Annotated in this window: 10 protein-coding genes; 6 read left to right on the plus strand and 4 right to left on the minus strand. The window is 69.3% G+C overall.

Going from position 1 to position 14393, the window contains the following annotated elements; all coding sequences use genetic code 11:
• Positions 1–289 precede the first annotated feature (289 nt).
• On the plus strand, positions 290–1651 hold the full coding sequence (locus ABGB08_RS12490) for a condensation domain-containing protein (protein WP_347589575.1): 1362 nt from the start codon (positions 290–292) through the stop codon (positions 1649–1651).
• A 139-nt stretch (positions 1652–1790) separates the two neighbouring features.
• Here the strand turns inward: ABGB08_RS12490 and ABGB08_RS12495 are convergent, their stop codons facing one another.
• Positions 1791–2939, minus strand: coding sequence for a methyltransferase (locus ABGB08_RS12495; RefSeq protein WP_347589577.1), 1149 nt, complete (start codon positions 2937–2939; stop codon positions 1791–1793).
• A 379-nt stretch (positions 2940–3318) separates the two neighbouring features.
• On the opposite strand from ABGB08_RS12495, the gene ABGB08_RS12500 reads away from it, so the two are divergent.
• Both ABGB08_RS12500 and ABGB08_RS12505 read left to right on the plus strand, forming a co-directional pair.
• Positions 3319–4551 (plus strand): D-arabinono-1,4-lactone oxidase, encoded by a 1233-nt coding sequence (locus ABGB08_RS12500; protein WP_347589940.1) that lies wholly within the window; start codon positions 3319–3321, stop codon positions 4549–4551.
• A gap of 109 nt (positions 4552–4660) precedes the next feature.
• Positions 4661–6301: an FG-GAP repeat protein gene (locus tag ABGB08_RS12505; protein ID WP_347589579.1), complete on the plus strand. Its 1641-nt coding sequence runs from the start codon at positions 4661–4663 to the stop codon at positions 6299–6301.
• A gap of 67 nt (positions 6302–6368) precedes the next feature.
• Here the strand turns inward: ABGB08_RS12505 and ABGB08_RS12510 are convergent, their stop codons facing one another.
• The gene (locus tag ABGB08_RS12510; RefSeq protein WP_347589581.1) at positions 6369–6590 is read right to left on the minus strand and encodes a hypothetical protein; all 222 of its coding nucleotides are present in this window, start codon (positions 6588–6590) and stop codon (positions 6369–6371) included.
• 209 nt (positions 6591–6799) lie between these two features.
• Between ABGB08_RS12510 and ABGB08_RS12515 the strand changes: the two genes are divergently transcribed.
• A complete protein-coding gene (locus tag ABGB08_RS12515; RefSeq protein ID WP_347589583.1) occupies positions 6800–7972 on the plus strand; it encodes a macrolide family glycosyltransferase in 1173 nt (390 codons plus the stop codon).
• Positions 7973–8158: 186 nt separating this feature from the next.
• Here the strand turns inward: ABGB08_RS12515 and glnII are convergent, their stop codons facing one another.
• Positions 8159–9178, minus strand: a complete 1020-nt coding sequence (gene glnII, locus ABGB08_RS12520) for a glutamine synthetase (protein WP_347589585.1) — start codon at positions 9176–9178, stop codon at positions 8159–8161.
• Positions 9179–9460: 282 nt separating this feature from the next.
• Here glnII and ABGB08_RS12525 point away from each other — a divergent pair, with 282 nt between their 5' ends.
• Positions 9461–10579 (plus strand): 5-methyltetrahydropteroyltriglutamate--homocysteine S-methyltransferase, encoded by a 1119-nt coding sequence (locus ABGB08_RS12525; protein ID WP_347589587.1) that lies wholly within the window; start codon positions 9461–9463, stop codon positions 10577–10579.
• A gap of 23 nt (positions 10580–10602) precedes the next feature.
• Here ABGB08_RS12525 and ABGB08_RS12530 read toward each other — a convergent pair whose 3' ends face one another.
• Positions 10603–11379 (minus strand): VOC family protein, encoded by a 777-nt coding sequence (locus ABGB08_RS12530; protein WP_347589589.1) that lies wholly within the window; start codon positions 11377–11379, stop codon positions 10603–10605.
• 231 nt (positions 11380–11610) lie between these two features.
• On the opposite strand from ABGB08_RS12530, the gene ABGB08_RS12535 reads away from it, so the two are divergent.
• Entirely contained in the window at positions 11611–14346 is a 2736-nt protein-coding gene (locus tag ABGB08_RS12535; protein WP_347589591.1) for an AAA family ATPase, read from the plus strand.
• The last annotated feature ends 47 nt before the right edge of the window (positions 14347–14393 follow it).

Here is a 14393-nt window from a genome sequence, read left to right on the forward strand (position 1 = left end):
TAGACCTGCTTGGACTTGGCGACGGACTCGTTCCAGACCCACCGGCAGCGCGCCCACTCGGCTTCCAGCGCGGCAAGCGCGGCCTGGGACACACGCAACCGGTAGGTGTACCGAGCGTGCCCGGCATTCCCCGCCTGCGACCTCGACATGGTCAGCAACCTATCGGGAAGGACCGACAAACTCTGATGTGCGCTTGGCGCCCACGGCTGTCCCGGCTTCGCCGGGCCACCCCAAGGGGGGTCCGAATTCCTCCCGGCCCTGAAGGACCGGGCTTCCTCCGGAGGTCTCGGTGATCTCGCCGGATCTGCGGGCCGCCCTGCTGGACCGGCTCGCCAGGGTGCCGCCCGAGCGGCGGGAGGCGCTGCGGCGCACCCTCGGGGACAAGAGAGGGGTGATGGCGCCGCTGTCGACCGGGCAGGAGCGGCTGTGGTTTCTGAGCGCGTTCGACCCCGAGGACACCAGCTATCACGTGCCGTGGTGCGTGTGGCTGCGCGGTCCGGTACGGCCGGAGCTGCTCGCGGGGGCGTTCACCCGGATCGCCGCCCGGCACGAGGTCCTGCGGGCCCGCTTTCGGATGACCGGCGCGGGGCCTCGGCAGTTCATCCTGCCGCCGGGGCCGGTCACCCTGGAACGGAGGGAACTACTAGGGGATCCGGCGGTCGTGGTGGACGCGTTCGTGAACCGTCCTTTCGACCTGGAGATGGAGCCTCCGTGGCGGGTGGCGCTGCTGCGGGTGGTCGACGATCACATGCTGTTGTGCATCGTGCTGCATCACATCGCGGCCGATGGATGGGCGCTGGACGTGCTGATGCGGGAGCTGGCCGAGTGTTACGCCGCCGCCGTGGAAAGACGGGAGCCGGAACTGCCGGAGCTGGCGATGCCGTATACGGCGTTCGCGGCGTGGGAGCGGGAACGGGACGTCGGATCTGCCGTTACGTTCCTGGCCGAGCGGCTGGCCGGGACGCCCTATCTCGACCTGCCCGCCGACCATGCGCGGCCGTCACGGTGGACCGGTCGGGGGGCCGCGGTGCGGTTCCAGGTGGCGGGCGAGACCGTCCGGGGGTTGGAGCGGTTCTCGCGGCGAGAGCGGTGCACGCCGTTCATGGTCCTGATGGCGGCCTTCCAAGCCACGCTCGGGCGAGCGGCCGGACAGGAGGACTTCTGCGTCGGCGTGCCGGTCGCCGGAAGAGCCAAGGCCGAGTACGCGCCGATGATCGGCTCCTTCGCCAACACGCTGGCGGTTCGAGCGGATTTATCAGGAATTCCAGGGCCAGGAGAGCTGGTCAGGCGGGTCAGGAAGACCGTGATCGAGGCAATGACCCGTGCGGACACGCCGTACGAGAAGGTGATCGCCGCACTGCGCCTGCCACGCGACCTCAGCAGGCTGCCCCTGTGCCAGGCCATGTTCGCGCTACAAAACACACCGCAGAACGACATGCTCCGCCCCTCAATCGGCGACCTGACCGCCGAGTTCTATCCCGGCCCCGGATCCCGCTACACCAAGGCGGAGGTCGCCGTACAGATGTGGCCACTGGGCGACGGCCTGTCCGGCATCCTCGACTACAGCGCCGACCTCTTCGAAGCCTCATCGATGCGAGCCCTCGCCGATCAGTTCACCGCGACAATCGCCACGTTCACCCACCCCGAATAGGAACGCCCAACGCAACCGCCCTGGGCGCCGGTGCGGCGGGAAGCACCACCGGCGTGAACGGCGCCGGATAACGGCGAGCGACTCGGTGACCTGCGTCATTCTGGTGGCGTGCCATATAAGTCGCGCATTGGGCTCGGCCTTACCCGTCGGCTCGTCCGGCGGCTTGGCGTTTGACCGCGCGGAGAAGGACGAACTTGGGGTCGCTGGCGATCAGGTCGCAGTTGCCGAAGACGCGGCGGAGTTTGACGTGGTAGCCGAGGTGGCGGTTGCCGATGACGTAGAGTTCGCCGCCGGGGCGCAGGGCGTGGCGGGAGCCGGTGAACATCTCCCAGGCGGTGGCGTCGCCGATGGCCCGATGGCTGTGGAACGGCGGGTTGTTCAGGACGAGGTCCATACTGCCAGGCGATATTTCCGACATGCCGTCGGTGACGAGGAAACGCCCGGGGGCTGCCGTGTTGGCGTGGAAGGTCGCCTCCGCCGAGGCCACCGCGTGGTAGGACTCGTCCACGAACGTCACTTCCGCACCCGGATCGGCCAGCGCGGCGGCCAGCCCGACCACCCCGTTCCCGCAACCGAGATCCACGACCTGCCCGCTCCGCGCCGGCAGATGACGCAACAGGAACCGCGTCCCGATATCAAGCCGGTCCGCGCAGAACACCCCCGCGTAATTGGTTACGGTCCGCCCCGAAACCACGCCGACCCCCTCCGGGAGATCGTAGGTACGCGGCCACGGACTGCCGGTCCGCTTGATCCCCATGTCCGGCGCACAGAAGATGAGCCGCGCCTTCTTCACCGCCAGCGACGTCCTGGTCGGACCAAGAATCCGCTCGAACAACGCCAATGTGGACGTATGAATCTCCGTGACCATCCCCGCCCCGACGATCACCGTCCCCTCATGAACCGAGGGCGCGAGCCTGTGCAACTGATCCTCCAGCAGCGCCAAACTCTTCGGCAGCCGAACCACCAGCACGTCGATCCGCTCCGGCAGCGAATCCAACGGAGAAAGCAGCCGCGGCCCCGCCACCCCATTGAGCTCAAGGTTCACCCGCGTCGCCCGCTGAGCAAGAAACGAATCACTGACCTGACTAGGCCCCCACTCCGCCAGCGCGGTAGAAATCGCCCCCCACCGATCCCCGAAAACCACCACCTGACCGGCCAGATCCACCGTCTCCGCCAGATGCCGCAACAGATACTCATCAGCCGCATCCCAGGCCCGAAGCCCATCACGACCATTCCCGGTGGCTCGGACGAGCTCAAACTCCCCCACCGGCGTCACGAGACTACTCATCGCCCATCCAGGCTAGCGGTCCCCCACGGCCCGGCAGACAACGTGCACCGACCCTCCGGCCACTTTTGGCACCGAGGCGGTGAGCGTGCCAAAGGAAAGCTGTAGCCGACTGCACCTTTGGCACCCAAGCGGCGAGCGTGCGCAAGAGCAGGGCCCGTCCTGGTAGCCGCCGCAACCACTCGGCGCCGAGGCGGCGAGGACCGCCGCCTGCGTGAACGGCGCCGGATAACGGCGCGAAACCCGGCGACAGCGGGACGCGGTTGGGCGCTCCCCGCGCGTCGCAAAGTGGTCTTTCGCATCGTGGGAGTGCCGAGCCTGCTGGGCTACCGCCCCACTCTCCCTGGGTTGTGAGGAGGTGGTTAGGGTCGTGGCCATGGCGATGGAAGTCAATTGGGCGGGGAATCTCACTTACAGTGCGGCGCGGGTTCATCGGCCGGTGTCGGTCGGGGAGTTGCAGGGGGTTGTGGCGCGGGGTCCGCGGATTCGGGCGCTGGGGACTCGGCATTCGTTCAACGAGGTCGGTGATACGCCCGCTGAGCTGGTGGAGCTTGGGGGGCTGGAGCCGGTTGTCGAGGTGGACTCGGACCGGGCGCGGGTGCGGGTGGGTGGCGGGCTGCGGTATGCGGATGTGGGGCGGTATATCGATGAGCGTGGGTTCGCGCTGGGGAACCTGGGGTCGTTGCCGCATATCTCGGTGGCGGGGGCGTGTGCGACCGGGACGCATGGGTCGGGGGTGGGGAACGCGAATCTCTCGGCGGCCGTCGCGGGGCTTGAGCTGGTCACAGCTGAGGGTGATCTCGTCACGCTAAGGCGGGGGGACGAGGGGTTCGACGGGGCTGTGGTCGGGCTTGGCGCGCTGGGCGTAGTGGTCGCCCTGGAACTGGACCTGGTTCCGTCCTTCCAGGTGCGGCAACGTGTTTACGAAGCACTGCCACTGGACGCCCTTTTCCCGAAATTTCAGGAAATCGTGTCTAGTGCGTACAGCGTGAGTCTTTTCACGGACTGGCGAGGGCCGGTGATCAATCAGGTGTGGGTGAAGCGGCGGGACGGCGAAGCCGTCGTGCCGATCCCGGCCGAGCCCGCCGACGGGCCACGCCATCCCGTGCCCGGAATGTCGCCGGACAGCTGCACCGTACAATCGGACATTCCCGGCCCCTGGTTCGAACGGCTGCCGCACTTCCGGCCAGACCGGATCCCCAGCGCGGGTGACGAACTGCAATCGGAATTCATGATCGACGCCTCCGACGCCGTCGCGGCGCTCACCGCGCTCGACGCGATCCGCGACCACATCCACCCGGTCCTGCGGATCTGCGAGATCCGCACCATCGCCGCCGACCGGCTCTGGCTCAGCCCGTGCTACGAGCGGGACACCGTGGCGTTGCACTTCACCTGGATCGCCGACACTCCCGCCGTGCTCCCGGCGGTCGCCCGCATCGAAGAGGCGCTCGCACCGTTCGCCCCCCGCCCGCACTGGGCCAAGATCTTCACCACCCCACCGGACGCCCTGCGCCCCCTCTACACCCGCCTCCCCGACTTCCAAGCTCTGGCCGACGACCTCGACCCATCCGGAAAATTCCGCAACCCCTTCACGGACAAATACCTATTCGCCTGACGCACGACGTCCTTTTACACCCAATAACTGCGGACATTTCCGCAGATCAAGCGGAATGACGGCTGTTTCCCTTGTCGAGCTTTCACCCCCTGACAAGGAGGAACATTTCATGATCCATCGTCATCTCACCCGGGCGGCGGTCGCCGTCATCGTCGCCCTCGGCGGCTCCGCCGCCCTCGCCCCACCGGCCCTGGCCGACTCGGTCAGCGTCGAACTCCACGCCGACTTCGACAGCGACGGGTACGCGGACGCCGCCATCGGCGTCCCCTCCGAGAACATTGGAGCGATCCAAGACGCCGGCCTCGTCCACATCCTGTACGGCGGCCCCGGCGGCCTCGGCAGCGGCGGCAGCCAGACCTTCCAGCAGAACAGCCCCGGCATCGACCCGAGCATCATGGACGACCCCGGACCGGAGACGGGAGACCGGTTCGGGGCGGCCCTCGCGGTGGGCGACGTCGACGGCAACAGCATCGAGGACCTGATCATCGGCGTCCCCGGCGAGGACCGCGGCCTCACCCAGGACTCCGGCGCGATCCACGTCCTGTTCGGCCACGTCTCCGGCGGCCTGACCGGCACCGGCAGCATCACCCTCGACCAGGAGCTGGCCAGCTCCCTGTCCGACGCCGACAACGAGCCGGGCGACCAGTGGGGTGCCGCCCTGGCCGTGGGCCGGGTGGACAGCGACTTCGAGGCCGAAGTCTTCGTCGGCGCGCCCGGCGAGGACGTCAGCGTGGTCGACGCCGGCCAGGTCTGGGTGCTCCAGTTCGACTTCGGCGACTTCCGGTTCGACACCTTCGCGGCCACCCAGCTCAACCAGGGCGCCAGCGTGGAAGGCGCCCAGGCCGCCGGCGACCGTTTCGGCTCCGCGCTCGCCATCGGTGACCTCGGCACCGACGCCTTCGACGACCTGGCCATCGGCGTCCCCGGCGACGAGGTCACCGCCATCGACAACGCCGGTTCCGTCAACGTCCTGTACGGCTCCGCCACCGGCTTGTCCACCTCCAACGACCAGCTCTGGAACCAGGCGGCCCCGCTCCCCGGCGGCCCGGAGGCCGGGGACGCGTTCGGCACCGCCCTGGCCGTCGGCGACTTCAACGAGAACGCCGCCAACGTGAGCGGCCAGTTCCCCGACGATCTCGCCGTCGGCACCCCCGGCGAGGACGCCGGCGAAGGCGTCGCCTACGTGATCTACCGCAACGGCAACTCCCTGGTCACCACCGGCGCCCAGGTCTGGTCCCAGGACACCGCCGGCATCTCCGAGGCCGGCAACCCCGGCGACGCCTTCGGCCGATCCCTGACCGCCGGCGACTTCAACGGCGACAACCAGGACGACCTGGCCGTCGGCGTCCCCGGCGAGGACGGCGTGAACGCAGGCGTCGGCGCCGTCAACGTCATCTACGGCGACCGGGGGGCCGCCCTCGGCACCGACAACCAGCAGTTCCTCTTCGGTGACAACCTCACCTTCGGCGACCCCGCCGAAACCGACGACGCCCTCGGCACCGCCCTCACCAATGGCGACTACAACAACAACGGCGAATCCGACCTCCTCATCACCATCCCCGGCGAAGAGGTCCCCGGCAGCGGCGCCACCAGCCCCGGCGCCCTCAACCTCGTCTTCGGCAAGGACACCTTCGGCATCTTCGGCTTCGGCGGCCTAGACCCCGACGACGGCCAATTCCTCCACCAGGACTCCCCCGGCATACCCGACACCACCGAAGCCTTGGACAACTTCGGCGAATCCGCCCGCTAACCCAACCGCAGACGACCTCTCCGGCGGGGACCGGAGAGGTCGTCCTGTTCTCGGAAGGCCGAGACAATCAAGGCGAGATGATGCCCGTCTGGGCATCCCCGACGACCTGAACTCCCGGCTTGCCGCGCAGACGATCCGCGAACAGCCGTTCTCCCACGCGTGCCAGGCCATGCTCCGGCAGGCGGGCAACCCTGCCGCGAAACTGCTCTTCGACGACGACCACAAGCTGCTCGCGCTGCTGAGCAGGCCGGAGGTTACGCGCGGTGAGAAACTCTGGACGGAAGCTCATAACCCGCGTTCGTGGATCATGGGATCGCTGTGCATCGGACGAGTCCCAGTGAGGTGATTCGCTAGCATTGCGGGCATGCATGTGCAGATCTACGGCTAATACGGCGGCGGAGTAACTCGTCCTCGCCCTGAACGCGCGCGACCGGCAAGGCCGGCGGCGTGTGGGGTTGTCGTGTTCGTTTCGTCGTAGATCTGAGATGAGTGAGTTCCATGTCTCGCCGTGCGCATATCGCCATGGTCGGCGTTCCCGCCGTCAGTCATGTTCTGCCCAGTCTCGAAGTCGTCCGGGAGCTGGTGGCTCGTGGGCATCGGGTGACATATGCCAACGATCCCGTCGTCGCGGAGCTCGTCGCGGGGACGGGGGCCGGGCTCGTTCCGTATCGGTCGTCGCTGCCGGTGGCGGATGACGCGTGGCCGGAGGATCCGATCGCGGCGATGGAGGTGTTCCTCGATGACGCGATCCAGGTGTTGCCGCAGCTGAGGGCGGCTTATGGGGAGGATCCGGCGGATCTGTATATGTACGACATCGGGGGTTACGCGGGCAGGGCGCTCGCGGAGGGGCAGGGGCGGCCGGTTGTGCAGTTGTCGCCGACCTACGTGGCCTGGGAGGGCTATGACGAGGAGGTGGGGGCTCAGTTGTGGCAGTTGCCGGGGGCGGCCGGGTATCGGGCGAAGTTCGGGACGTGGCTGGCCGAGTGCGGGGCCGTCACCACGGATGTGGACCTGTTCTCGGGGCGGCCGGCGCGGGTGCTGGCGCTGGTGCCGGATGCGATGCAGCCGCACGCGGATCGGGTCGACCGGCGGGCGGTGACCTTTGTCGGGCCGTGTTTCGGCGGACGGGACGAGAAGGGCGGGTGGGTCAAGCCGGAGGGTGCGGGGAAGGTGCTGCTGATCTCGCTCGGGACGACGTACACGCGGCAGCCGGAGTTCTATCGGCAGTGCCTGAAGGCGTTCGGGGGGTTGCCGGGGTGGCATGTGGTGTTGCAAGTGGGGAAGCAGACCGAGGTCGGGGAGCTCGGGGAGATTCCGGGGAACGTCGAGGTGCATCGGTGGGTGCCGCAGCTGGCAATTCTGCGGCAGGCCGCGGCTTTCGTCACCCATGCGGGGATGGGCGGGAGCAGCGAGGGGCTGTACGCGGGGGTTCCGATGATCGCCGTACCGCAGGCGGTCGACCAGTTCGGCAACGCGGATCAGCTGGTGAAGCTGGGGATGGCGCGGCGGATCGACACCGCCGATGCCACCGCGGAGGTGCTGCGGGAGGCACTGCTGGAGCTGACCCGGGATCCGGAGGTGGCAGAGCGGTCGGCGCGGCTGCGGGCGGCTGCGCTGTCGGAGGGCGGCACCACCCGCGCCGCCGACCTGATCGAGGCGATGTTGCCGTGATCTCGCCACGAATGGCGCCATTGTGAAGTGGGTTTTGGCCACCGCAGCGTGATGTTCCTGGGACGCCATCCAGAGGGTCGTGCCCAGCCGTAGCTGAAACCGGCCGACAGGATCGCGGCAGGCAATGTGTCCGGCACAGACAGAAACGGCTCCCGCCCCGAAGGGTGGGAGCCGTTTCGCTGCAAGTCAGACCTGGCCGGCCTTCTCCAGGGCCTCGCAGCAGGTGTTGGTGATCAGGCGGGTGACCACGTAGGGGTCGACGTTGGCGTTCGGGCGGCGGTCCTCGATGTAGCCCTTCTTGTCGAGTTCGACCTGCCACGGGATGCGCACCGAGGCGCCGCGGTTGGAGACGCCGTAGCTGTAGACGTTGTAGGGGGCGGTCTCGTGCAGGCCGGTGAGGCGCTGCTCGATGCCGAAGCCGTACCCGGCGATGTGCTCCTCGACCTTGCCCTCGGCGCCGAGGGACTCGCAGGCGGTGATGATCGCGTCGTAGCTCTCGCGCATGGCGCGGGTGGAGAAGTTGGTGTGGGCGCCGGCGCCGTTCCAGTCGCCCTTGGCGGGCTTGGCGTCGAGGGTGGCGGAGACGCCGAAGTCCTCGGCGATGCGGTAGAGCAGGTAGCGGGCCATCCACATGTGGTCGGAGGCCTCCAGCGGGCCACCGGGGCCGATCTGGAACTCCCACTGCCCGGGCATGACCTCGGCGTTGATGCCGGAGATCTTCAGCCCGGCCTCGATGCAGGCGTCCAGGTGCTTCTCGACGATGTCGCGGCCGACGACCTCGTCGGCGCCGATGCCGCAGTAGTACGGCCCCTGCGGCCCGGGGAACCCGCCGACCGGGAACCCGTACGGGCGGCCGTCCTTGAAGAAGGTGTACTCCTGCTCGATGCCGAACCAGGATTCCTGCGCGGCGTACTTCTCGTCCACGGGCGTGAGCAGCGCGCGGGTGTTGGTGCTGTGGGCGGTGCCGTCGGCGTTGTAGACCTCGCAGAGCACGAGGACGTTGTCGCCGCCGCGGATCGGGTCCGGGCAGGAGAAGACGGGCTTGAGCACGCAGTCGGAGGAGTGACCCTCGGCCTGGTTGGTGCTGGATCCGTCGAAGCCCCAGATCGGCAGGTCGGCGCCGTCCGCGAGGACCTTCGTCTTGGACCTGAGCTTCGGCGTCGGCTCCGTGCCGTCGATCCAGATGTACTCAGCCTTGAAAGCCACGTCGTTCCCTTCCTCAGACGCGAGCCAGGTCGTAAGCTCGCCACGCCCGAGGCTTTCAACCCCCCGTTTCGCATCCATTGCCCGTTTGTGAACACGGTGTGACAAAGACCAAGCCGAGTTGCCGCTGTGACTTAAGTCACCACGAACCCGCGAATCAACTGAAATGTCGCGATCATTGTCAGTTCTGATCGCCTGGGGCACGCAATGGCGCTAGCGTCGGCCCTATCGGGGCCTGAAAACGAACGAGCATTCGCACACCGAACGTGTGGAGATGATCCAGCAATGCGCAGTGAACCCCCATTCCGTGCGGACCACGTCGGCAGCCTGCTGCGACCGGCCGAGCTGCTCCGCGCGCGTGACGACTTCGGCCAGGGCACCATCACGACCGCCGAGCTCAGGGACGTCGAGAACGCGGCGATCCGGGAGGTCGTGCGGGCCCAGCGGGACGCGGGGCTGCAGTCCGCGACCGACGGGGAGTTCCGGCGGGCGTCCTGGCACATGGACTTCATCTACCGGCTCGGCGGGGTGACCCAGGCCACCGGCGAGCGCATCACGGTCCGGTTCAGGAACGACCAGGAGGAGCTGGAGTTCGCGCCCCCGGCGATGCGGGTGGCCGAGCCGATCCGGCTCACCGAGACGATCTTCGCGGACGACTTCACGTTCCTTCGGGACACCGTCGAGTCGGGCCAGACGGCCAAGCTGACGATCCCGTCGCCGAACATGGTCCACTACCGGGGCGGCCCCGCCTCCATCGATCCCGGCGTCTACCCCGATCTTGAGGACTTCTGGACGGACCTGGCGGCGGCGTACAACGAGGAAGTGCTGCGGCTGGCCGAGCTCGGCTGCCGCTATCTGCAGTTCGACGACACCAGCCTGGCCTACCTCAACGACCCGGCGCAGCGGGCCGAGATCGCCGCGCGCGGCGACGACGCCGACCACCTGCACCTGCGCTACATCAAGCAGATCAACGCGGCGCTGGCCAACCGGCCCCGGGAGCTGCGGGTGACCACGCACATGTGCCGGGGCAACTTCCGCTCCTCGTGGGCGGCCGAGGGCGGCTACGATTTCGTCGCCGAGGCGCTGTTCGGCGAGCTCGCGGTGGACGGGTTCTTCCTGGAGTTCGACGACGAGCGCTCCGGCGGGTTCGAGCCGCTGCGGTTCGTGCCCAAGGACAAGTACGTGGTGCTCGGCCTGGTCACCACCAAGAACGGCGCGCTGGAGTCGAAGGACGACCTGAAGCGCCGGATCGAGGAGGCGTCCAAGTTCATCGACGTGGACCAGCTGTGCCTGTCGCCGCAGTGCGGCTTCTCCTCCACGGTGGAGGGCAACACGCTCACCCACGAGGAGCAGTTCGCCAAGATCCGCCTGATCGTGGAGACCGCCCAGGAGGTCTGGAGCTAGGCCCTACCTCCTGGGCCGGGCTCTCACATCGGTGTCTCGGAGCTGGTGATCACCGCGAACCTGGCTCCGTTCGGGTCGGCGCAGACGGCGAACCGGCCGACGCCCTCCACGTCCATGGCGGGCATCAGCACGGCGCCGCCGGAGGCGTCGACCCGGACCAGGGTGGCGTCGGTGTCGGAGACCTCGATGTAGGGCAGCCAGTGCGGGGTGTCGCCCTGCTGGAGCGGCATGATCCCGGCGATGTCGGGCTCCTTGCCCTCGGCGGTGGAGGCCAGCACGTAGGTCATGCCGCCGCCGAAGGGCACCTCCTTGATGGTCCAGCCGAACAGGGTGGTGTAGAAGTCGCGGACGGCGCTGGGATCCGGCACATACAGCTCGGTCCAGCCGAGCGAGCCGGGCTCGGTGACCACGTCGAGGCCGATGGTCTTGCCGGGCTGCCAGATCGCGAACTGGGCGCCGCCGGGGTCGGTGAACGCGGCCGTCCGGCCGTTGTCGAAGACGTCGTAGGGCTCGACCCGGACCGTTCCACCGTTCTCGCGGACCTGCTGGGTGGCGGCGTCGGCGTCAGGGGCGTGGAAGTAGATGGTCCAGGCGGAGCGGGCGCCCGCCTCGGTGAGCGGGCCGAGGGCGGCGACGGTCTTGCCGCTCTGCTGGAAGAAGCCGTAACCGCCGGAGTCGGGACCGGCGGAGGCGAAGGTCCAGCCGAAGACGGAGCCGTAGAAGTCGGCGCTGGCCTCGGTGTCAGGGGAACCGAGGTCGAGCCAGTTGGGCGCGCCCGGGTAGAAGTCGGTGGTCAGCATGGAATGCTCCTTCGCATGTCCGTGTCGGGTAGCCACACACTGTCATGCGGCAACGACAATTTCCGGTGAGGGAAAGCCGCGAGACGGATGAAGCATGAGTGACAGGACAGCTGAACGCTGCCGATGACAGTTTGTTTTATGTCGGCGTTGATCGCGCTATGTCCCTCCAGGTTAGTCGTCGCTCTGTAAAGTGCCCCTGTAGCAGCGGGCAAATGATCAGGGTGAGTGGGCATGGATGGTCATACCGCCCCCTTGGTCGGCCGGGGCGAGGTCCTCAGGGACCTGCATGGGGCGCTGGACGCGAGCATGGACGGCGCGTTCCGGTTCCTGGCCCTGGTCGGCGAGCCGGGAGCGGGAAAGACGCGGCTGCTGGCCGAGCTCGACGCGGCGGCCCGCGCGCGCGGCTGCCTGGCGTTGTGGGGCAGGGCGGCGGAGTTCGAGCAGGTGATCCCGTTCAGCGCGCTGGTGGACGCGCTCGACGGGCATCTGGAGACCGGGGATGTGCAGCACGATCCCCTGCTGGCCACGGTGTTCCCGGCGCTGGGGGCGGCCGAGGAGCCGGGCGACGACCGCAGTGGCCTGGCCAGATACCGCCTCTATCGGGCGATCATCGGGATGCTGGAGCGGCTGGCCGAGCCGTCGGGGCTGGTGCTGGTCCTGGATGACGTGCACTGGGCGGACGGCAGCACGATCGAGTTCCTCGACCACGTGGTCCGGCATCCGCCCCGGGCCCGGGTGCTGATCACCGTCGCGTACCGGCCGAACCAGGCGCCGCCGCGGCTGGCCGCGGGCGGCGGGCAGATCGTGGTCGGGCCGCTCAGCGCGGCCGAGGCCGACGAGTTGCTCGGCCCGGAGATCAGCCGGGGCCGCCGCCGCGCCCTGTACGAGGCGAGCGGCGGCAACCCCTTCTACCTGCAGGCGCTGGCCAGGATCGAGGCCGGCGACCTGCCCACCACGCTGCACGCGGCGCTCCAGCGCGAGCTGGCCGACCAGTCCGGCGACGCCCTGCTGGTGGCCCAGTCCGCCGCCGTCGCCGCCGACGAGTTCGAACCCCCGCTCGCGGCCGTCGCCGCCGAACTGGCCGATTCGGCCATCCTGAAGGCCCTGGACGAGCTGGTCGCCCGCGACCTGGTCCGCCCGGTCGGCCCCGGCAACCGGTTCCGCTTCCGCCACCCTCTGGTACGGCAGGCCGCCTACGAATCCGCCGCCCCCGGCTGGCGCCTGGCCGCCCATGCCAGGATCGCCGAGCATCTGGCGGCGGTGGGCGCCCCGGCGACCGTACGAGCCCACCACATCGAACGATCGGCCACCTTCGGCGACCGCGAGGCGGTCGCGGTCCTGGTGGAGGCGGCCCGCGCGGTCGCCACCACCGCGCCGGCCACCACCGCACACTGGCTCCAGGCCGCCATCCGGCTGCTGCCCGACGACGCCGACGGCCGGGAGCACCGCCTGGACCTGCTGCTGGAGCTGGCCCGCGGCCAGGTGGTGTCCGGCTGGCTGGCCGAGGGGCGGGAGACCGCCTACGAGGTGCTGCGCCTGCTGCCGCGCGAGGATCACGCCAAACGCGCTTTCGCGGCCCGCTTCTGCGCTCTGGTGGAGCGCCTGCTGGACCGCCCGGCGCAGGGCAGGGCGGTGCTGCTGGCCGAACTGCGCGAGATGCCCGACCCCCGGCTGCCCGCCGCGCTGCCGATGCGGCTGCGCCTGGTGGCCGAGAGCCTGATGCGCGGCGACCACCGGGCCGCCCAGGCGGTGCTGGACTTCATGCCACGCGATCCCGCCGACCACGGCCTGGTGATCGCGGTGGCCGCGCTGCGGCCGATGACCGCCTACGCGGCGGGCCGCATCCCGGCGGCGATCGATCATCTGGCCCGGGCGGACGCGCTGGTGTCGGCCACGCCGGACGTGCAGCTGCTGGAGTGGCTGGACACGATCGCCTGGCTGTGCTGGGCCGAGTTGTGGCTGGGCGGCCACGGGTCGGCGGTGGCCCGGTTCGAGCGGGCGATCTCGATCGCGAAGGCGACCGGGCAGACGTTCATCGTGACCAACATGCTGGCCGGCCAGGGGCGCGCGTACGGCGTGGTGGGCCGCCTGGCCGAGGCCACGGTCGCGGCCGAGGAGTCGGCGGAGGTGGCCCGGCTGCTGCACTCGGGTTACGCGGAGGTGGTGGCCCAGGCCCAGCAGAGCCTGCTGGCCGCCGCGACCGGCCACGACGCGCTGGCGGTGCGGCTGGGGGAGGCGGCGGCGACCTCGGGGGTGAGCGCCGGGGAGTGGCCGGGCGCCCAGGCCCTGTACTCCTACGGCACCGCGCTCGCGCACGCCGGGCGGGCCGGGCAGGCTCCGGTGGCCGCGATCGAGGAGGCTTTCGCGGCGGGGCGGCTGGACCAGTTCAGCATGTTGTCGTTCTGCGAGACGATGGCCGCCCACAGCGACGAGCCGGGAGTGTGGGCGGCGCGCGCGGCCGAGGTCGCCCATCCGGAGCTGGAGTTCAACGCGGGTTTCGTCGACCTGGCGGCTTCCCACGCCGAGTCGGGCACGGCCGCCGCCGAGCTGGCGTTACGGGCGGCGGAGGTCCTGGCGACCGCCGGGCAGCGGCTCACCGCCGGGCGCGCCCTGCTGCGCGCCGGGACCGCGCTGACCGCCGTGGGCCGCAAGAAGGACGCCCTCCCCCATCTGGCCGAAGCCGGGGATCTGTTCGAGGTGTGCGGCGCGCCGGGGTTGCTGGCGCAAGCCGTACGGGAACAGCGGCGGGCCGGGAAGCGGGTGGCCGCGAAGAGCCGGGGCACGGGCGGGCACGGGCTGTCGCCGCGGGAGCTGGAAGTCGCCCAGCTGGTCGTGGAAGGGTGCACGAACCAGCAGATCGCCGAACGCCTTTTCCTCAGCGTACGGACGGTGGAAACGCACCTTTCGCATGCGTACGAGAAGCTAGGGGTGTCGTCCAGGATCGGCCTGGCGCTGGCTTTGAAGTGAAAAATACGGGTTTTCCACGATGCCCGCCGGTGGCCGCTCTTGGGATG

Source organism: Acrocarpospora sp. B8E8, from assembly GCF_039871605.1.
Lineage (GTDB): Bacteria > Actinomycetota > Actinomycetes > Streptosporangiales > Streptosporangiaceae > Acrocarpospora > Acrocarpospora macrocephala.